Source organism: Rhodanobacter sp. KK11, assembly GCF_033345435.1.
GTDB lineage: Bacteria > Pseudomonadota > Gammaproteobacteria > Xanthomonadales > Rhodanobacteraceae > Rhodanobacter.
The window spans coordinates 1-17,853 of sequence record NZ_JAWPMI010000003.1 but is presented as its reverse complement, the minus strand read 5'-3'; the positions used below and the strand labels follow the sequence as shown (position 1 = coordinate 17,853).

Annotated in this window: 17 protein-coding genes; 6 read left to right on the top strand and 11 right to left on the bottom strand. The window is 66.4% G+C overall.

The genetic code is table 11. The annotated features are described in order from the left end of the window. Window positions 1–26: 26 nt before the first annotated feature. Window positions 27–746, bottom strand: coding sequence for a hypothetical protein (locus R5H19_RS07920; RefSeq protein ID WP_318158455.1), 720 nt, complete (start codon window positions 744–746; stop codon window positions 27–29). A 251-nt stretch (window positions 747–997) separates the two neighbouring features. Here R5H19_RS07920 and R5H19_RS07915 point away from each other — a divergent pair, with 251 nt between their 5' ends. Further along, window positions 998–1,357 (top strand): helix-turn-helix domain-containing protein, encoded by a 360-nt coding sequence (locus R5H19_RS07915; RefSeq protein WP_318158454.1) that lies wholly within the window; start codon window positions 998–1,000, stop codon window positions 1,355–1,357. Between the two features lie 115 nt (window positions 1,358–1,472). After that, window positions 1,473–2,741: a glycoside hydrolase family 2 gene (locus R5H19_RS07910; RefSeq protein WP_318158453.1), complete on the top strand. Its 1,269-nt coding sequence runs from the start codon at window positions 1,473–1,475 to the stop codon at window positions 2,739–2,741. A gap of 37 nt (window positions 2,742–2,778) precedes the next feature. On the opposite strand, the gene R5H19_RS07905 is transcribed toward R5H19_RS07910, so the two are convergent. From R5H19_RS07905 to hutU, 5 genes are all read right to left on the bottom strand, one after another. Further along, window positions 2,779–3,645: an alpha/beta fold hydrolase gene (locus R5H19_RS07905; protein ID WP_318158452.1), complete on the bottom strand. Its 867-nt coding sequence runs from the start codon at window positions 3,643–3,645 to the stop codon at window positions 2,779–2,781. A gap of 182 nt (window positions 3,646–3,827) precedes the next feature. Beyond that, window positions 3,828–4,328 (bottom strand): hypothetical protein, encoded by a 501-nt coding sequence (locus R5H19_RS07900; RefSeq protein WP_318158451.1) that lies wholly within the window; start codon window positions 4,326–4,328, stop codon window positions 3,828–3,830. Window positions 4,329–4,607: 279 nt separating this feature from the next. Beyond that, window positions 4,608–5,327, bottom strand: a complete 720-nt coding sequence (locus R5H19_RS07895) for a phospholipase D family protein (protein ID WP_318158450.1) — start codon at window positions 5,325–5,327, stop codon at window positions 4,608–4,610. Between the two features lie 162 nt (window positions 5,328–5,489). After that, window positions 5,490–7,232, bottom strand: coding sequence for a hypothetical protein (locus tag R5H19_RS07890; protein ID WP_318158449.1), 1,743 nt, complete (start codon window positions 7,230–7,232; stop codon window positions 5,490–5,492). A 100-nt stretch (window positions 7,233–7,332) separates the two neighbouring features. Beyond that, on the bottom strand, window positions 7,333–9,003 hold the full coding sequence (gene hutU, locus R5H19_RS07885) for a urocanate hydratase (RefSeq protein ID WP_318158448.1): 1,671 nt from the start codon (window positions 9,001–9,003) through the stop codon (window positions 7,333–7,335). A 14-nt stretch (window positions 9,004–9,017) separates the two neighbouring features. On the opposite strand from hutU, the gene R5H19_RS07880 reads away from it, so the two are divergent. The 3 genes from R5H19_RS07880 to R5H19_RS07870 all read left to right on the top strand — a co-directional run bounded on the left by R5H19_RS07880 (window position 9,018) and on the right by R5H19_RS07870 (window position 11,987). Next, window positions 9,018–9,785, top strand: a complete 768-nt coding sequence (locus tag R5H19_RS07880; protein WP_318158447.1) for a hypothetical protein — start codon at window positions 9,018–9,020, stop codon at window positions 9,783–9,785. 193 nt (window positions 9,786–9,978) lie between these two features. Further along, window positions 9,979–11,484, top strand: a complete 1,506-nt coding sequence (locus R5H19_RS07875) for an AlkA N-terminal domain-containing protein (protein WP_318158446.1) — start codon at window positions 9,979–9,981, stop codon at window positions 11,482–11,484. Beyond that, on the top strand, window positions 11,481–11,987 hold the full coding sequence (locus R5H19_RS07870; RefSeq protein ID WP_318158445.1) for a methylated-DNA--[protein]-cysteine S-methyltransferase: 507 nt from the start codon (window positions 11,481–11,483) through the stop codon (window positions 11,985–11,987). Before R5H19_RS07875 ends, R5H19_RS07870 begins: the two co-directional genes overlap by 4 nt. 154 nt (window positions 11,988–12,141) lie before the next feature. Here the strand turns inward: R5H19_RS07870 and R5H19_RS07865 are convergent, their stop codons facing one another. Beyond that, window positions 12,142–12,552: a hypothetical protein gene (locus R5H19_RS07865; RefSeq protein WP_318158444.1), complete on the bottom strand. Its 411-nt coding sequence runs from the start codon at window positions 12,550–12,552 to the stop codon at window positions 12,142–12,144. 52 nt (window positions 12,553–12,604) lie between these two features. Between R5H19_RS07865 and R5H19_RS07860 the strand changes: the two genes are divergently transcribed. Beyond that, window positions 12,605–13,891 (top strand): ectonucleotide pyrophosphatase/phosphodiesterase, encoded by a 1,287-nt coding sequence (locus R5H19_RS07860; protein ID WP_318158443.1) that lies wholly within the window; start codon window positions 12,605–12,607, stop codon window positions 13,889–13,891. Window positions 13,892–14,016: 125 nt separating this feature from the next. Here R5H19_RS07860 and R5H19_RS07855 read toward each other — a convergent pair whose 3' ends face one another. The 4 genes from R5H19_RS07855 to R5H19_RS07840 form a co-directional block, all read right to left on the bottom strand. Beyond that, complete coding sequence (locus tag R5H19_RS07855) at window positions 14,017–15,300, bottom strand: MFS transporter (RefSeq protein WP_318158942.1); 1,284 nt, start codon at window positions 15,298–15,300, stop codon at window positions 14,017–14,019. A 98-nt stretch (window positions 15,301–15,398) separates the two neighbouring features. Beyond that, entirely contained in the window at window positions 15,399–16,385 is a 987-nt protein-coding gene (locus R5H19_RS07850) for a multidrug resistance efflux transporter family protein (protein ID WP_318158442.1), read from the bottom strand. 139 nt (window positions 16,386–16,524) lie between these two features. After that, entirely contained in the window at window positions 16,525–16,929 is a 405-nt protein-coding gene (locus tag R5H19_RS07845; RefSeq protein WP_318158441.1) for a DoxX family protein, read from the bottom strand. 119 nt (window positions 16,930–17,048) lie between these two features. After that, window positions 17,049–17,853, bottom strand: an 805-nt coding sequence (locus tag R5H19_RS07840; RefSeq protein WP_318158440.1) for an HlyD family efflux transporter periplasmic adaptor subunit, incomplete at its 5' end; no start/stop codon positions are given.

Here is a 17,853-nt window from a genome sequence, read left to right as displayed (position 1 = left end):
TTCAGCCTAACCGTCGCCCCAGGCGGTCAATTGATCAGCATCAATGAACCGGGGGAATCGAACGGGAGCAGGTTCACCCTCCATCTCCGGGAAGTGGGCCTGACCCCGTCTTGTTGCCCGGGCGGCGCGAGGTAGGTGGCCTGCGCGTCGCGCACGCCGGGTTTCGCCCCACGCCACGGCGTCAACCGCTGCTCGTCATAGACGTCGCCGATGATGCCACGCAGCTTCTCCACGTCGCGGACGATGGCATCGCCCATGATCGACAGCGTGGCGTCGGACAACTCGGCGTGATCGCTGCAGGTCACCACGTTGCCAAGGGCCCGCAGGCTGTCGAGCAGCAGGTTGATCGCGTCGACCTGCTCCAGGGTGACCCCGAACAGGTGGCGGTTGCCCGCCCCATCCCACACCGGCCCGGCAATGTCCGCTTCCGCGGCTTCCGTGTGAGCCTCCGCTTCCGCTTCCGCTTCCGCATCGGCCCCGCCTGCCGCGGCCCGTTCGCCACGCTCGGCCGGCCAGGAAAGTTCGTCCAGCACCTGGGCGATCTGCTCCTCCAGCAGTTCCAGGCAGATCGCCACTTCGCCCGGGCGAATCTCCGTGGTCCATTCCTGGTCCTCGTCCGGCCTGCGCGGCCGCGCCAGGTTGGTCAGGAACCCCACGTACTCGCGCAGCTGCTTCAGCCGCAGCTGGCTGTCCTCCGACAGGAAATAGCCGGTCACTCCCAGATCATTCGAATCGGTCGTCGACATGCTCGCCTCCTCGTTCCATCACATGCCCATCGGAAACAGAGGGCAAGCCCGGCTCTACGCCTCTTCCTTCGACCGATGCCCCCGGCGCCCGTCACTGCCCCCTTCTCTCCATGGCCACAATGCAACTATGAATTGCTCATGTCAACAACCATAAATGGCGTATCTGCCAACGCGGGTGCGCAACAATGGATCGCACTTGCCAAGCCTCGCCGCGCGCAAGCACGGGGACGATGCGACAACCGGGAATTGGAATGGCAGCACCCTACGAGCACTTCGCGAGCCGCCTGCGCAAGGCGCTGGACCGGACCGACTTCGTTCCAGGGCGCGGAAGGACAAGTGCCCTGGCCGCCCGCTACGCGGTATCGCGGGAAACCGCCCGCAAATGGCTCACCGGCCTGGCCCTGCCCGAGCTCCCGCGCATCATCGAACTGGCCAAGGATTTCGACGTCAGCCTGGAGTGGCTCGCCACCGGGCGCGGCCCCATCGCGCCCGGCGTGGGCGAAACCAGCGCCCTCTATCGTCGCCTGAGCGACAACGAGAACCACCTGCTCGATGCGTTCCGCAAGCTGCCCGAATCGAAGCGGCAATTGCTGGTGAAGTTCCTTGCCTGAAAGCAGCAGGACGCAGAAAGAAGAGGCAGCGCCGACTTTTCGAAAAAGGGGGCGAGACCATTGCACGACACCCCCTTCGACACCCGTATCGGCCGACCCGACCCAGCGCCGATGGATGGTCGGCATCGTCATCGCAACGCTGCTGACCGTGGCCCTCGTGATCGTCGACCTGGCCACCGGCGGCCGCCCCGATCCGGCGCCGCTGCGCGCCGCATCCACCCTGCTCGACGGCCCCTGGCGATTCCATGCCGGCGACGATCCGCACTGGGCGGCCGCCGATGCGGATGACGGCGACTGGGAAACGATTGACCTGACTGCCCTGCCCGGCAGCCACGACGGCGACGTGGGTCTGCCCGACTACGTGCCCGGATGGATGGCGCACGGCCATCCCGGCTACCACGGCTACGCCTGGTACCGGCGCACCGTGACGGTGCCGGCCGGAAGCGCGTCGTGGGACATCCTCGGGCCGACCCTCGTCGAGGACGGCTACGAACTGTATTGGAACGGCCAGCTGCTGGGCGGCTCGGGCAGGCTCGGCCCGGACCCGCGCCTGGTCGGCACGCGACCGCTGCGGTTCGCCCTGCCCGCCGGCGCGGCGGGCAGCCGCGGCGTGCTCGCCGTGCGCACCTACATGCTCCCCGGCTCCGGCGCCAGCGCGGAGGGCGGCGGCATCCACGCCGCGCCCATCCTCGCGCCGCGGCCGACGAGCGACGCACTGCACCGCGCGCAATGGCGACGCAGCATCGCCGGCTACATCCTCGACGCAGTCGAGCCAGCCGCCATGCTGGCGCTGGTCGGCCTGATGCTGGTGGTCGGCTCGCGCAGTTGCCGCCGGGGTTTGCTGCTGTTTGCCGGCATCGCGCTCGCGCTGACCGCAGCCCGGCGGCTCAACAACGCGATCGTGTCATGGACCGACCTGCAGGACCTGCGCACCTATGCGTGGCTGGCCAAGGTGATGTGGGTGCCGACCATGACCACCTGGCTGCTGGCCTGGAACCGCTGGCGCCTACCCGCGTGGCGCAGCATCGACGTGCTGGCCGTCGCGCTGGGCGTCGTCGGCATTGTCGGCACCCTCGCCCACGCGCCGCTTTGCACGAGCGTCAGCCGGCTGGGTTCGATCGCGCTGTTCGCCGTGATCGTCGCGCGCATCGCCCGTGGCGGTTCGATGCGCATCCTGGCACTCGTCACGCTGGCCTCGGTACTGGCCGCGCTGTTCGGCAGCGAGCTGCTCGACCCTTTCGGCGTGCCGGGCATCTGGTTCCCGTTCAACATCGGCGTGTCGCGCACGCAGTACATCTACGCGATCAGCATCCCGCTGCTGGCCTTGCTGATCGTGCGGAGCCTGCTGCCGAAACAGGATCAGAGTGAGAGGGCCCGGGTTTGAGTGACACCTTTGAACGGGGACAATCCTCCGGGAGGTGTCAGTTGCCCCGCGCGTGCCGGGCAAAAAACGCTGCCATGGCGTCGTCCGCCTCCACCGACCAGATGGCGGCGACGTGGCCCTTGCCGGCCACGGGCACGAAGCGCTTGTCGGTCGAGCCGGCTGCGGCGAAATCGGCACGGCCCTCGGCGATGGGAATGACCTCGTCCGCCGTCCCGTGCACGACCAACAAGGGTCCGTGGTAGCGCCGCAGTTCCTCGGCGTTGCGGATGCCGTCCTTCACGCTGGCCGCGACCTCCACCGGCCGGTGCAGCGCCCGGGCGATATCGGCAGGCAGCGCATCGGCCGCGGCCAGCGGGTCGAGCAGCACCAGCCCCGCCACCGAGGGCCGGCTCGCGGCGACGTGGCTGGCGAACACCGAACCCAGCGACCACCCCACCACGTACACCGGTCGCCCTGCCGCCTTCTTGATCGCCAGGTCGTAGATGGCCAGCGCATCCGCGCGCGCCTGCGCCAGCGAGATGGCGCCGTCGCTGAAGCCGGTGCCGCGGTAATCGAAGGTGAGCAGGTTGAAGCCGAGCTGGGCGTAGAGAAACCCGTCGCGGGCCTGCGTGAAGGCATCGCCGATGATCTCGTTGTTGCCGTGGAAGCTGACCACAAAGGGAGCACTCGCCACCGGCGAGGGATAGAACCATCCACGCAGGGCCACGCCGTCGGCCGCGGTCAGCAGCACGGCCTGACGCGAATCGTCCTTCGCCGCATCGGCCCACACGCCGGGCGGCAGCCGCTTGGCCGGATGGAACAGGCGGGCATCGTCAAAGCGCAGCACGCCGGCAGGCGCCGACGGCGCCTGCGCCGCCCGGACCGGCCCCATGCCGAGCAGCAGGCAGCCGAGACCGCTCGCCACGCACAGCGCCAGACGCCTGCGCCCAGCACCGCGTCGCTCGCCTCCACGAAGCGCAACCATCGTCATCGCAAGCATTCCCCCGACACCCCACGCTGTAAGTAGCGGCCACGAAAAGCTCGCCATTCGTTGGAAAGTCGAACCTGACCCTTGTTTCGACTTGCCGCCACCCGCTCGCCGTCACGTCAGCCCAGATACACCTCGACGTAGCGCCCGGCCACCACGCTTTCGGCGAATGCGCGGCGGATCACCGCAGCGTCCAGTATCTCGTTGACCTTGATCCACACGCCGGCATACGTCTTGGTGCCGAACTGCAGGCGGAACTTGCCGTGCGTGACGACCTTGTTGCCGTTTGTCACGGGCCCTTCTCGGTCGATCCGCTTGGACTTGGCGCCGAGGGTATAGAGGTAATCCTTGGTCTTCTTGGCCTCGTTATCGGAAACCGTGTTGAGATCCCACTTGGCGATCAGGCTCTCCACCTCGGCCGCGTCCTTGCCGACGGCATCCATCGCGTTGCTGGTCGCGATCGTTCGCGTCTGCGAAGTCGGGGCAACCACCGGCGTCGGCGCTGCCGCCAGCGAACCGGCGGTGAAGCATTGCGGGCAATACGTCTGGCCCGCACTCGTCATCGAAAACGCCTGCCCCGCGGTCGGGCAAGCTCCATTGCCACAGATGTAGTACGGCATCGGATCGGTCCAGTGTGATCGAGTTGGTTTGCAGCGTCGCCAGAGACTACTACGCCGGAACGCGGGAAACGGAAGAACGGTGCCCAGGAAAAATTTGACAACTCCCGTTGCCGCCCCACGCGAACGAAACCGGGGTCCGGAACCGGGGTCAGAGTCGACTTTCTATGGTCGGACTCAAGGAAAGGGCACTCTGACCCCTGTTTTGGTTCAACCGGGTCAGAGCCAGTTTCGCGCAGTGAGTGGCTCTGACCTGGGCTTCATGTCGGCCCCGCGCATCTGTCAGACCTTCAACGAGTCGGGCCACAGAAAGTATCCGCCAAAGCGCGAGCTCATCCTGAATTCGCCACCCGCCGCCTTCCCTTTCTCGGTGAGGTGCGTCTTGTCGGACTTGACCTCCAGATAGGCGCTGGCAAGCAGCTTGTCCATCAGTTCGTTCGTCTTCAGTCCCAGCTTGCGGGCCAGCTTGGAGGTAGTGAGCTTGCCAACCGTATCGGCGTCATCCTTGCCAGCGTCGTGCTCGCCCTCCTCCGCACTGGCGTTCTCAGACACTGCAACACGTTCCATCGAGATGCGGATTTCGTCACTGATGCGAATGATCCGCTGCGCTTCCTCATAGGCATCGCGGTACAGCTCGGGGTCCTCTTCGCGGCGGATCAGGATACCCATTTCATTGTTGTTGACTTGGCTGAACTCGTAGAGGTTGAGGCTGGTGACAATGCACAGTTCCTCGTTGAGATAGCACTTGGCATGCAGGTTCTTGCAGAAGCTGGTGCGGATATAGGTCAAGTCGCGCAGCCAGCTGATCTCCACCGGCTGCAGCTCACTTTTCCCGTAGACCATGCGCACATCGATCTTCAGCCGGTTCTTGTCGGCCAGCAGTTCCTTCACACGGTCGTTGAGCTTCAGGTACGGACTGATCAGGATCAGGCGATCCCTGGCGTCCTTGATCAACTCTTCAAGGAAATAATTTGTCGCGCTGGTGTTCAAAAACTTTGCCATCAACAGCCTCCACAAAAAAAGCGGCGAGAGTCAGCTTTTCGACCATCCGAACCTGGATCAGAGTCCACCATCAAAGGCATCGACGTCAAAGAAAGTTCACTCTGACCCCTGTTTTTTGTCGACGTCAAAGAAAGTTCACTCTGACCCCTGTTTTTCGGGTTTCTAATGAATGGCCCCACCACAGAACGGGCAACCATTAGCTAACCAAGCAGCCTTCATTTTCTCTGCATCGATCGGCTGTCCACATGACTTACAGGGATGAACACGCCCCTCTTTCACCCTAAGGTCCTTAATAACCCTAGCTAAGTCAAATATGTATCGCCTCACTCTACTATCAATCGATGCGTTATCCTTGAAGAAGGTTATCTTTCGACTCTTTGAATGCAAGTCCTGCGTGGCGGAGTAGCTAGCTGCTACGATCATCAGCTTACTACCAATGTGGAGATCCTTCGGCTCAACGCCGGCCTTCCTGAAATGAACAAGTCGCTGGTAGACCAACTCCGAAAACTCGGGCTCTTGTAAACAAGCCTTCTGCTCCTGGTTCTCAAAAATCGCAAAATGACTTGATCGCTTCGAAGTGAGAAAGTCTATAACGCTGTTCCACACCGCCAAAGCGGCTGCGTTATTTTTTATGTTTTCGATCTTTTTCCTGCCATCGGCCTTTATGGCATCACGGAGGTGCTGATCGCTTATATATTGATATGGTTTTCCTTGCTTTAGCTTACCTTGCCGATATGTCTTAAACTCCTGCCAAGCCGCCAACAGAATTGTGCCAAAATCTCTAGCGTTACCCATACTACCTAATATTATGAGCTCTAGCTTTCGATTGTTGTTTATGAGAGTTTTTATTGTTATCTGACTGTCATGGAAGGCAGCATTCAAACGTTTATTTATAAAGTCAGTAAAGAAGTCGATACACGCCTGGCGATCACCTTTCGAGTTCTCAATGATGAGGTCGGAGTCTAGATCAATTCGGTGCTGAAGATCAGCTCCGATCGAGAGTGGAGCTAAGTTTCCTCGATAAGGAACATATGCGATCCAAAAAAATATGGGAGTATCGATTACCTTGTTGATGAACTCTGCGGTCCAACGCTGCTTGTCATCATGGCCGTAGATTTTTTCCCACTCATCAATGTAGAACGTGAGAGAGCCAAGACCCATGTGTCTGGCCACCTCCTTCATCAGCCTGTGGAAGGCTCCAGCATCGAAGTACCTCAGGGACGATGATGAGGCCTCACTTCCGCTCGACGTGTTGTCCGTACTTTTGACTGAGCCGGCAGTTTTCATTGCCAGATCATTCAAGCTTAAGCTCGAATCGAAGGAGCCGATCATTTCGAGCCCGCTGTTGCACTGCTCGGTGATGCGCTTTTGATGTTCCCCAAGCACATCAATGGTAGTGGTTCCGGCCAGAAACTCGACCGCCTTGTTTGAAACCAACGAGATAGACCTTGCGACACCCTCAAGGAAGCGCTTCTTATCCTTGTCCCCGATCATTGTTCGAAGCCGCGATACCAAGCCGCTTGGCGACTTAGATTTCAGTTCGATCACAAGCTGCGACACAAGACTTTCGCATATGAAGGCCGCGAGCATGCGCTTGAACGAATCCTCGCTAACGCCTGAAGGCACATCTAGGCGCTTAAGGTTCACGTAGACGCAGAAGTTCCTCTCTTCGAAGATCGAAGAATTAATTCTGTGTCTGGAAAGGAGCATGAGATGGGTCTTCCCCGTCCCTCTCAGGCCCAAAATTACCCCGCTAGAATTTCTTGAAATTGTAGCTAAGTGATCTAGATGGTCCTTAGTTGCTACGTGGAGCGCTAACAGCTCCTCGATCTTTTCTTTGCTCGTTTCGAGATCCAACTCGAAGTCGGCACGTAGGTCTGAGAAGGCCAAGCTTAGACGCTTCACAAAACTATCGTCGGCGACCAAATCGCGTAGGTATTTCACTAAATGCCCCCTGTCGAACCACAAAAAAAGGAAGGTGCTCCGCCCTACCCTTCTTAACGCTTCAGATCATCGGCAACTTCAACCCCTGCTCCTTCGCGCACTCCACCGCAATCTCATACCCCGCATCCGCATGCCGCATCACCCCAGTTCCCGGATCATTCCACAACACCCGCGCAATCCGCTTGTCCGCCGCTTCGCTGCCGTCGCACACGATCACCACGCCGGAATGCTGCGAATACCCCATCCCCACCCCGCCGCCATGATGCAGCGACACCCACGTCGCGCCGCCGGCCACGTTGAGCATCGCATTGAGCAACGGCCAGTCGGACACCGCATCGCTGCCGTCCTTCATCGCTTCGGTCTCGCGGTTCGGCGAGGCCACCGAGCCGGAATCCAGGTGGTCCCGGCCGATCACCACCGGCGCCTTCAGCTCGCCGTTGCGCACCATCTCGTTGAACGCCAGGCCCAGCTTGTCGCGCAGGCCCAGCCCGACCCAGCAGATGCGCGCCGGCAGGCCCTGGAAGCTGATGCGCTCCCTGGCCATGTCCAGCCAGTGGTGCAGGTGCTTGTCGTCGGGGATGAGTTCCTTGACCTTGGCGTCGGTCTTGTAGATGTCTTCCGGGTCACCGGAGAGCGCGGCCCAGCGGAACGGGCCGATGCCGCGGCAGAACAGCGGGCGCACGTAGGCGGGCACGAAGCCGGGGAACGCGAACGCGTTCTCGCAGCCGACGTCCTTGGCCATCTGGCGGATGTTGTTGCCGTAGTCGAAGGTGGGGATGCCTTGCGCGTGGAACGCGAGCATCGCTTCGACGTGGGTCTTCATGGACAGCTTGGCGGCGCGCGCGGTGCCGACCGGGTCGGCCTTGCGGCGCGCGAACCACTGCTCCAGCGTCCAGCCCTGCGGCAGGTAGCCGTTGACCGGGTCGTGCGCGCTGGTCTGGTCGGTGACGGCGTCGGGGCGCACGCCGCGGCGCACCAGTTCCGGCAGCACATCGGCGGCGTTGCCGAGCAGCGCGATGGATTTCGCTTCGCCGGCCTTGGTGTACTTCGCGATGCGCGCCAGCGCGTCGTCGAGGTCGCTGGCCTGCTCGTCGACGTAGCGGGTCTTCAGGCGGAAGTCGATGCGGCTCTGCTGGCATTCGACGTTGAGGCTGCACATGCCGGCCAGCGAGGCGGCCAGCGGCTGGGCGGCGCCCATGCCGCCGAGGCCGGCGGTGAGCAGCCACTTGCCTTTGAGGTTGCCGCCGTGATGTTGGCGGCCCATCTCGACGAAGGTTTCGTAGGTGCCCTGGATGATGCCCTGCGATCCGATGTAGATCCACGAGCCGGCGGTCATCTGGCCGTACATCATCAGGCCTTTCTTATCGAGCTCGTTGAAGTGCTCCCAGGTGGCCCAGTGCGGCACCAGGTTGGAGTTCGCGATCAGCACGCGCGGCGCGTCGGCATGCGTGCGGAACACGCCGACCGGCTTGCCGGATTGCACCAGCAGGGTCTCGTCGTCCTCCAGTTCGCGCAGCGCTTTCAGGATCGCGTCGAAGCACTCCCAGTTGCGCGCCGCCCGCCCGATGCCGCCGTACACCACCAGCTCGGCCGGGTTCTCCGCCACCTCCGGATCGAGGTTGTTCTGCAGCATGCGGAACGGCGCCTCGCTGAGCCAGCTCTTGCAGGAAAGCTCGCTGCCGCGCGGCGCGCGGACGGTGCGGGTGGTGTCGATGCGGGTGGGTGCGTTCATCACGATTCGCTCCGGTGAGTCAGACCGCCAAGTATAGGCCAGCACCCGACAGCGCACGCCCGGCCGACGCGCCGTGTGCGGCGGCCGGAGGACGGCGGAGCTGTCGTGCAAAACGGCCCGGATCCGGTTTGACCCCATCCCTGCAAAAGCTCAGACTGCCGAAGGGGAATGCCGGGAAGACCAACGCGATCCACTGCGGAGGATTCACCATGAATGCAGCAATCCCCACCGCGCCACTGGCGCTGGCGCTGGCCGCCACGATGTTGTTGCTCAGTGGCACCGTGCAGGCATCCGGCAAGAAAGCGCCGACCGACGCCGAGATGATCCAGAGCGCCATGCGCGCGGCGCCGGCAAACGTGTCGAAGCACGCCACCATCGTGGCCATGGGCGCCGACGGAAAAATGCGCACGCTGCGCGAGGGCACGAATGGCTTCACCTGCATGCCGGACAGCCCGACGACTCCCGGCCCGGACCCGATGTGCATGGACAAGAACGCACTGGCATGGGCGCAGGCGTGGATGGCCCACCAGCCGCCGCCTGCCGGGAAGCTCGGCCTCATGTACATGCTTGAAGGCGGCACGGACGCGAGCAACACCGACCCGTACGCGACGAAGCCGGATGCGGGCAATCACTGGGTCAAGACCGGACCGCATTTCATGGTCGTTGGCGCGGACCCGGCGTTCTATGCGAACTACCCGAGGAGCGCGCAGCCGGACACGAGCGCGCCGTACATCATGTGGCCCGATACGCCGTACGAGCACCTGATGGCGCCGGTCAAATGAGATGCCGCAACGAAACATGCACGATGCCTGCGTGGATCGAACACGCGAACTGATGTCCTGGCCGGTTGAACGTACCGCCCCGACCGGCCCGTTTGCATGCCGTTGCCCGCCCCGCGGACAACAATAACCCGCCTGCGCCATTGATGTCCGAAAACGGCGAGTCGAGCCGTGGCGGCGGTGCTAGCCTGCAGCCATGAACGAAGCGCCCACCCTGCCCGCTGCGCACGTCTGTGAACAGGCTCGACTGAGTCGCGACGCACGCTTCGACGGCTTGTTCTTCACCGCCGTCGCCAGCACCGGCATCTATTGCCGGCCGGTGTGCCCGGCACCGACACCGAAGCGCGCGAACGTGCGCTACTACGCGAACGCCGCCGCCGCGGAAGCGGCCGGCTTCCGGCCGTGCCTGCGCTGCCGGCCGGAGCTGGCGCCGGGCAACGGGCAGTGGCAGCGCGGCGACCATGTGGTCGCGCGTGCGCTGAAACTGATCGAGTCCGGCGCGCTGGCGGAGCAGTCGCTGGAACAACTCGCCGCGCGCGTCGGCATCGGTGCGCGGCAGTTGCGCCGGCTGTTCGTCGAGCGCCTCGGCGCGCCGCCGGTCAGCGTGCACACGACGCGCCGGCTGCTGTTCGCGAAGCAGTTGCTGACGGAGACCGCGCTGCCGGTGACGGAAGTCGCGCTCGCGTCCGGCTTCCGCAGCCTGCGCCGCTTCAACGCGGCATTCGCGCAGGCGAACCGCATCGCGCCGCGCGAGCTGCGCCGCCACCCGCGCGCGGCGGCCGGCGCGGCGCTGCTGCTGCGGCTTGGCTACCGGCCGCCGTACGACTTTCCTGGCCTGCTTGCGTTCCAGCGCACGCGCGCGTTGCCGGGCGCGGAACAAGTGGACGAATGCAGTTATGCGCGCGTGTTCGGCCCGGCGAACGCACCGGGCTGGCTGCGCCTGAGCGCGTGGCCGGGCGGCGAGCATGCGTTGCAGCTGCAACTGCATTGTCCGCAATCGACGCAGCTGCTCGGCGTGGTGACGACGCTGCGCCGGATGTTCGACCTGGACGCGAACCCGCAGGCGATCGCGGACACGTTCCGGCACGACGCCGTGCTCGGCCCGCTGGTCGCGCGCCAGCCCGGCCTGCGCCTGCCCGGCGGCTGGGACGGTTTCGAGATCGCGGTGCGCGCGGTGCTCGGCCAGCAGATCAGCGTGGCGGCCGCGCGCACGCTGGCGACGCGCATCGTGCAGCGCTGGGGCGAACCGCTGCCGGCGGCGCCGCTGCCGGGGCTGGAGCGGCTGTTCCCGACGCCGGCCGCGCTGGCGCAGGCGGACCTGCGCGAGATCGGCCTGACCACGACGCGCGCCGCGACGATCAGCGCCATGGCGCAGGCGTTGCTGGACGGCCGCGTGGATTTCCGCGCGGAGCAATCGCTGGACGCGTTCGTGGCGCGCTGGGTCGCGCTGCCCGGCATCGGCGCATGGACCGCCCACTACATCGCGATGCGCGCGCTGGGCAACCCGGACGCGTTCCCGGCGGCGGACCTGATCCTGCGCCGCGAAGCGGCAGCGGACACCACGCCGCTCGGCACGAAGGCGCTGGCCGCATGCGCGGACGCGTGGCGCCCGTGGCGCGCGTACGCCGTCATCCACCTGTGGCGCAACGCTGCGCAGGCGCCGTCGCCGCCCCGCCGGAGAAAGCCGGAGGCCAGCGCATGACGAACGACACGATCTGCTACGACGAGATGGACAGCCCGGTCGGCACGCTGTGCCTGGTCGCGGACGATCGCGGCCTGCGCGAAATCCGCTTCGAACGCGAGCGCCATCCGAAGCGGGCGCATCCGGGCTGGGTCCGCGCGACCGCGCCGCTGAAGTTCGCCCGCGTGCAGCTGGAGGAATACTTCGCCGGCGAGCGCCAGCACTTCGAGCTGCCGCTGCATCCCGTCGGCACGCCGTTCCAGTTGGAGGTATGGCACGAGCTGGGGCGGATTCCGTACGGTGTCACCATCAGCTACGGCGAACTGGCCCGGCGCATCGACAAGCCGCTGGCGGTGCGCGCGGTCGGCGCCGCGAACGGGCGCAACCCGCTGCCGATCGTGCTGCCATGCCACCGGGTGATCGGCGCGGACGGCAGCCTCACCGGCTTCGGCGGCGGCCTGCCGGTCAAGCGCTACCTGCTGAGCCTGGAACAGCGCATCGCGCATGGCGACTTGTTCGGCTGAGACGCGACCCTCGCCGCTCCTGCAGGGCGGGCACTGCCCGTCGGCTCTTGCCTCCGGTGGTCTTACGGCAGAGCGGAAACGGCGGGCGGTGCCCGCCCTTGCATTCTGGTTTTGCCCGAGTCGCTCTTGCAGAAACCGCCGCCCCGGACTCCGATCAGCCGCCGCTGCGCGCCGATGCCGGCAATGTCTTCGGCACCACCCGCGGCAGATCCGCGGCGGCGCGCTCGCGGTCGATCAAGTCCTGCTGCCGGGCGCGCTCGCGCTCGCGCTGCGCCTGGTCGGCCTGCTCGAGCTGCCGGCGGGCGTCGTCCGTCATCGGCCGCTTCGCATTGTCCGACACGCTCTGCTGCAACTGCTGCTGCAGCTGGCTCTTCTGCAATTCGTCGCGCACCTGCTGCTGTTGCGCGTCCTGCTGGAACCGCACGCTCGGCGGCACCGGCCGGATCACCGGCTGCGTGCCGGGCTGCTGCCAGGCACAGGCGGCGCCCAGCGGAGCGAGCGCCAGCACACCCGCCAACAGCGTGCGTAACAGCGGGGAGTGCCAGGCTGGACGTGTAATGGTCATGACGGTGCGCGATCATGCAGGGACGGTTTGAATCCATCGTAAGGTTCCCTGCATGAAAATCCTGTTTCGCGTGCTGCTGTGTTCACTGGCAGCATTCAGTTTCGGCTGTGCCACGCAACACCCGGCCCTGCCCGCAACCGCCACCACGGCACCGGCCGGCAAACCCGCTCCCCTGCTGTTGGTCTCGATCGACGGCTACCGCCACGACTACCTGCAACGCGGGCTCAGCCCGACCCTGGCGATGCTGGCGCAGGGCGGCGTGCAGGCCGCCTCGATGCAGCCGGCGTTCCCGTCGCTGACGTTCCCGAACCACTACACCCTCGTCACCGGCCTCACCCCGGATCACCACGGCGTGGTCAACAACACCATGTTCGATCCGCAGCTGGGCAAGTTCTCGCTGGGCAACCGCAAGGCGGTCGGCGACGGCCGCTGGTGGGCCGAGGGCACGCCGATCTGGGAAACCGCCGACCGTCATGGTCTGCGCACCGCCACCATGTTCTGGCCCGGTTCGGAGGCGGATATCCGCGGTCACCGGCCGGATTACTGGAAACCGTTCGACGCCAGCGTGACGGCCGACCAGCGCGTGGACCAGGTGCTGGCCTGGCTGGATTTGCCGGCTGCCGAACGACCCGACTTCCTCACCCTGTACTTCGACGAAGTCGACCATGCCGGCCACGTCCACGGACCGGACTCGACCCAGGTGGACGCCGCACTGCGCGAGACCGACGCCGCGCTGGCGCGGCTGGTCGAAGGGCTGAAGCAGCGCAGGCTGTTCGAGCGGATCAACCTGATCGTGCTGTCCGACCACGGCATGGCCAGCGTGCCGGAGGCGAACAGCGTGCTGATCGACAAGGTGATCCCGCTCGATCGGGTACAGACGGTGAGCATGGGCATCCTGGCCGGCTTCAACCCGAAGTCGGACAGCGCCGAGGCGCGCGCCGATTTCGCGCAGGTCGAACGGACCCTGGAGCAGCCGCACCCGCACATGCAGTGCTGGGACAAGACCCGCGTACCGGCACGGCTGGCCTACGGCAAGAATCCGCGCGCGCCGCAGCTGCTGTGCCTGGCGAACGTGCACTGGCGCATCACCACCAGCGAGCACGCGGCCAGGCGCAAGGGCCGGCTGAGCCTGGGCGAGCACGGCTTCGACAACGCCGAGCCGTTGATGCAGGCGATTTTCGTGGCGCACGGCCCGGCGTTTCGCGTCGGCGCGAAGCTGCCGGCGTTCCCGAACGTGGACGTCTATCCCCTGATGACCCACCTGCTCGGCCTGCCCGCCGCCGCGAACGACGGCGACTATGACGCCGTCAAGGACATGCTGAAACCCGCGGCGCGCTGAACCGTTGCCCCTCCCCCTGCTTGCAGGGGGAGGTTGGGTGGGGGTGAGGCTTTTGATCTGAAGTCCGGGCAAAGAGCACCCCACCCCAACCCTCCCCTGCATGCAGAGGAGGGGCAGAGCGCGGCTTACGGCATCGCGCCCCGGCTCATCGGCACTGGTGGCGTCGCCACGTTGACCAGCGGCGGCAGCCGGAACAGCCGCAGCGCGATCAGCAGGCCGGCCAGCACCAGCACGCCGGTGAACAGCGCCACGCCGTTCCAGCCGTGCGATGCATAGAACAGCCCGCCGCTGGCGCCAGCCACGCTGGAGCCCATGTAGTAGCAGAACAGGTAGACCGACGCGGCCTGCGCCTTCGCCGCGCCGGCACGGCGGCCGACCCAGCTGCTGACGATGGAGTGGCCGCCGAAGAAGCCGAAGGTGATCGCCACGATGCCGAGCATGACCAGCGGCAGCGGTCGCGCCATGGTCAGCGCCACGCCGGCCAGCATCAGCGCGAAGGCCGTCCACAACACCTTGCGCCGGCCGAGCTTGCCGGCCAGGTGCCCCATCCACGCCGAGCTGAAGGTGCCGATCAGATAGATCGCGAAGATCAGCCCGACCACCGCCTGGCTCAGCTTGTACGGCGGTGCCATCAGCCGATAGCCGAGGTAGTTGTAGACGGTGACGAAGGCGCCGAGCAGCAGGAAACCCTCGACGAACAGCCACGGCAGGCCACGGTCATGGAACATGCCGCCAAAGCGCCCGACCAGCGTGCGCCAGCGCAGCGGCTGCGCGCTGAAATGCCGCGACGGTGGCAACGCGCGCCAGAACGCCAGCGCGCAACCGAGGCCGATCACGCCGACCACCGCCACGCCGATGCGCCAGCCGAAGAAGTCGGCCAGCACGCCGGACACCAGTCGCCCGCCCATGCCGCCAACCGCGCTGCCGCTGATGTACAGGCCCATGCCCAGGCCAATCGATTCGGCGTCCATCTCCTCGCCGAGGTAGGTCATCGCCACCGCCGGCAGTCCGCTCAGACTCAGCCCGAGCAAGCTGCGCACCACCAGCAGCGCGGTCCAGTCCGGCGTCACGGCGGTGACCAGTACCAGCACGGCCGACGACAGCAGCGACACCAGCATCACCGGCTTGCGCCCCCAGGCATCCGACAGCGCCCCGGCAAACAACATCGCGAACGCCAGCACGCCGGTGGTCAGCGACAGCGACAACGCGGCACCCGCCTCGCTCACCCCGTAGTCGCGGCTGAACTCCGGCATCAGCGGCTGCACGCAGTACAGCAGCCCGAACGTGGCGAGGCCGGCGGCGAACAGTGCGAGGTTGGTGCGCCGGAACGACGGCGTGCCATGGTGGATGCATGGCGCCGACACTCCGGCCGTGGATGGTTCTGCCGCGCCCGGCTCCACGTCACGCATCATCTCGTCCGCCTGCTGCAGGGTATTCAATCCGGCAAGGATAAAGCCGCGCGGCGCGGCGGCGGCCCACGCACGCCGCCAGCGCCGGCGAAGATGCCTCAGGCACTGCGGTCACCGCGCAGCGCGCGGACTTGCTCGTCGTGCCCTGCCGCGCCGCGCCCGCTGAACCAGCCGAACAGGGCGATACCGACGATGATCGCCAGCGCGCCGAGCGCGGCGTAGCCGCGCGGCCAGGCCTCACCGAGGAACAGCACGCCGAGCACGGTGGCGAACAGCAACTCGGCCGCCTGCATCGCCTCCACCGCGGCCAGCGCGGTCGGCTCGCGGCGCACCATGTCGGTGGCGCGGAAGAACAGGATGGTGGCGATGGTGCCCGAGGACAGCGCCACGCCGCCGGCCAGCAGCGCCTCGCGCAAGCTCGGCGGGCCGACGGTGAACCAGGCGACCACGGCGAACGCCAGCCACAACGGCCAGCTGCACAGCGTCATGCCGAACACCCGCTGCACCGCGTTGATCCGCGTGCCGCAGTGTTCCAGGTGCAGCAGCAGCTGGCGGTTGCCCAGCGGATAGGCGAACGCGGACAGCACCACCGCGCCGATCGCCAGCCACTCGCCGGCGCGCAGCTGGCCCTGCGCATGACCCCATTGCAGCGCGAACACGCCGGTCACGATCAGCGCGCCGAGCGCCAGCGTGCGCCAGGCCAGCCGGCGCCGCTCGTCGCGATAGATCAGCGGCGCCAGCAGCGGCCCGGCCAGCACGGTGGTCTGGAAACTGCCGGCGACTAGCCACGACGGCCCGCTGCTGGCCGCCCAGGTCAGCGGCACGCCGAACAGCACGAAGCCCACGCTGCTCCACAGCAGCCACGGCCGCGCATGCCGGCGCAGCTCGCGCGGCAACTCGCCCAGCCCGCCCTGCAGCGGCAGCACCACGGCCAGCATCGGCAAGGTGAGCAGGTAACGCAGGATCACCGCCCACGCCCAGTGGCCGCCGCCGGCCACCAGGCTGCGGTTGAGCACGTAGGTCAGCGTGAAGAACAGCGCCGAGCACAGCGCCAGTCCCACCGCGGCAAGGGCATGGGTGCGCATGCGGCGCCATCGGGCAAAGCGCGAGTGTGGCAAATCGCGCTGCGTCTGCGAAGCATCCGGTACGGCGGCGGGAGTCCACGCGAAACGCCCGCCGTGGCAGGCGGGCGTTCCGGTCAAGCGATGGCGGACGGAAACCCGCTCAATTCCAGCGGCCGCCGCTGCCACCGAAGCTGTAACGGCCGGCGCCGAGCAGCATGATCGCCAGCGCGGTGCCGAGGAACATGCCCTGCAGCTCCAGCGCCCAGCCGCCGGTGTCGGCCAGCGTGGCAAGCTGGCCCATGTGCACCAGCCCGATCGCCACCAGCATGTTGATCACGATGATCAGCGCACCGACCCGCGTCCAGTAACCGAGCAGCAACATCAGCGGCGCGACCACCTCGCCCACGTACACCCCGTAGGCCAGGAACGACGGCAGGCCGGCACCGGTCACCACGCCGATGATGTAGCCCGGCCCGTGGATCAGCTTGGATACGCCATGGAACAGGATCAACACACCCAGCACGACTCGAAGCACCAGCTTGCCCAGATCGGTAGAACCCTGCATGAGACTCTCCCCCTTGGTGGCTTCCGGAAAGCCGTCGTCGACGGCACGCAACGCGCGCACAGGCTAAACCGATTCTGCGCCCGCCGCACGGGCCGATCCCCGCAAGCGGCGCGGTGCCTTCACGGCGACACGGCCAGCGGGCGCACGCGCAGCCCGTCGGCGATGCGGTCGTCCGGATAGGCAACCACCTGTTCGCCCTGGCGCAAGCCCGCCACGATCTCCGTCGCGCCATCGCCCTGCATCCCCGGGGTGACCTGCGTCAGGCGCGCACGGCCGCCGGCCACGCGATACACCGCCCAACGCCGGCCGTCGCGGAACAGCGCGCTGGACGGCATCTGCAGCACGTCCGCGCGGCGCCCCACCTCGAACTCCACCTCGACGCGGTAGCCGTCGCCCAGTTGCTCCCACTGCGCGCGCGGCGCGGTGATGTCCAGCCACACCAGGGTGCGCTGCTCCTCCACGCCGAGCGCCGAGACCTTGGTGAAGCCGCCCGGCTCGATCCGCGTCACCCGCGCCGGCAACGCGTCCGCGCCGCCCCAGCGCAGGATCCGCGCCGACGAGCCCGGTCGCAGCAGGGTCGCCTGCTGCGACAGCGCCTGCACCATCACCTCGAGCTGGCGCAGGTCGCCCAATTCCAGCAGCGGCTGCCCGGCCTGCACCGGCGCCGCGCTTTCCTGGAAACGATGCACGACCACGCCGTCGATCGGCGCCCGCAGCTCGACCGCCTGCCCGCCGCTGCGGCCTTGCCCGAGCAGCAGCGCCGCCAGCGCCGCGCGCTGCTGCGCGGCCGCACGGCGCTCAGCCTGCGCCGCCGCGGCCGCCGCCTGCGCGCGGGCCAGGCGCGCCTCGACTTCGTCGAGCGTGGCCACGCTGACCACGCCAGAGGCGCCGAGCGTACGCATGCGGCTGGCGTCGCGCGCGGCC

Excerpts from the sequence above, each read along its gene's own strand:
- R5H19_RS07920 (WP_318158455.1), bottom strand. The coding sequence starts at position 746 with ATGTCGACGACCGATTCGAATGATCTGGGAGTGACCGGCTATTTCCTG.
- R5H19_RS07915 (WP_318158454.1), top strand. The coding sequence starts at position 998 with ATGGCAGCACCCTACGAGCACTTCGCGAGCCGCCTGCGCAAGGCGCTG.
- R5H19_RS07910 (WP_318158453.1), top strand. The coding sequence starts at position 1,473 with ATGGTCGGCATCGTCATCGCAACGCTGCTGACCGTGGCCCTCGTGATC.
- R5H19_RS07900 (WP_318158451.1), bottom strand. The coding sequence starts at position 4,328 with ATGCCGTACTACATCTGTGGCAATGGAGCTTGCCCGACCGCGGGGCAG.
- R5H19_RS07895 (WP_318158450.1), bottom strand. The coding sequence starts at position 5,327 with ATGGCAAAGTTTTTGAACACCAGCGCGACAAATTATTTCCTTGAAGAG.
- hutU (WP_318158448.1), bottom strand. The coding sequence starts at position 9,003 with ATGAACGCACCCACCCGCATCGACACCACCCGCACCGTCCGCGCGCCG.
- R5H19_RS07875 (WP_318158446.1), top strand. The coding sequence starts at position 9,979 with ATGAACGAAGCGCCCACCCTGCCCGCTGCGCACGTCTGTGAACAGGCT.
- R5H19_RS07870 (WP_318158445.1), top strand. The coding sequence starts at position 11,481 with ATGACGAACGACACGATCTGCTACGACGAGATGGACAGCCCGGTCGGC.
- R5H19_RS07865 (WP_318158444.1), bottom strand. The coding sequence starts at position 12,552 with ATGACCATTACACGTCCAGCCTGGCACTCCCCGCTGTTACGCACGCTG.
- R5H19_RS07860 (WP_318158443.1), top strand. The coding sequence starts at position 12,605 with ATGAAAATCCTGTTTCGCGTGCTGCTGTGTTCACTGGCAGCATTCAGT.
- R5H19_RS07855 (WP_318158942.1), bottom strand. The coding sequence starts at position 15,300 with ATGCGTGACGTGGAGCCGGGCGCGGCAGAACCATCCACGGCCGGAGTG.
- R5H19_RS07850 (WP_318158442.1), bottom strand. The coding sequence starts at position 16,385 with ATGCGCACCCATGCCCTTGCCGCGGTGGGACTGGCGCTGTGCTCGGCG.
- R5H19_RS07845 (WP_318158441.1), bottom strand. The coding sequence starts at position 16,929 with ATGCAGGGTTCTACCGATCTGGGCAAGCTGGTGCTTCGAGTCGTGCTG.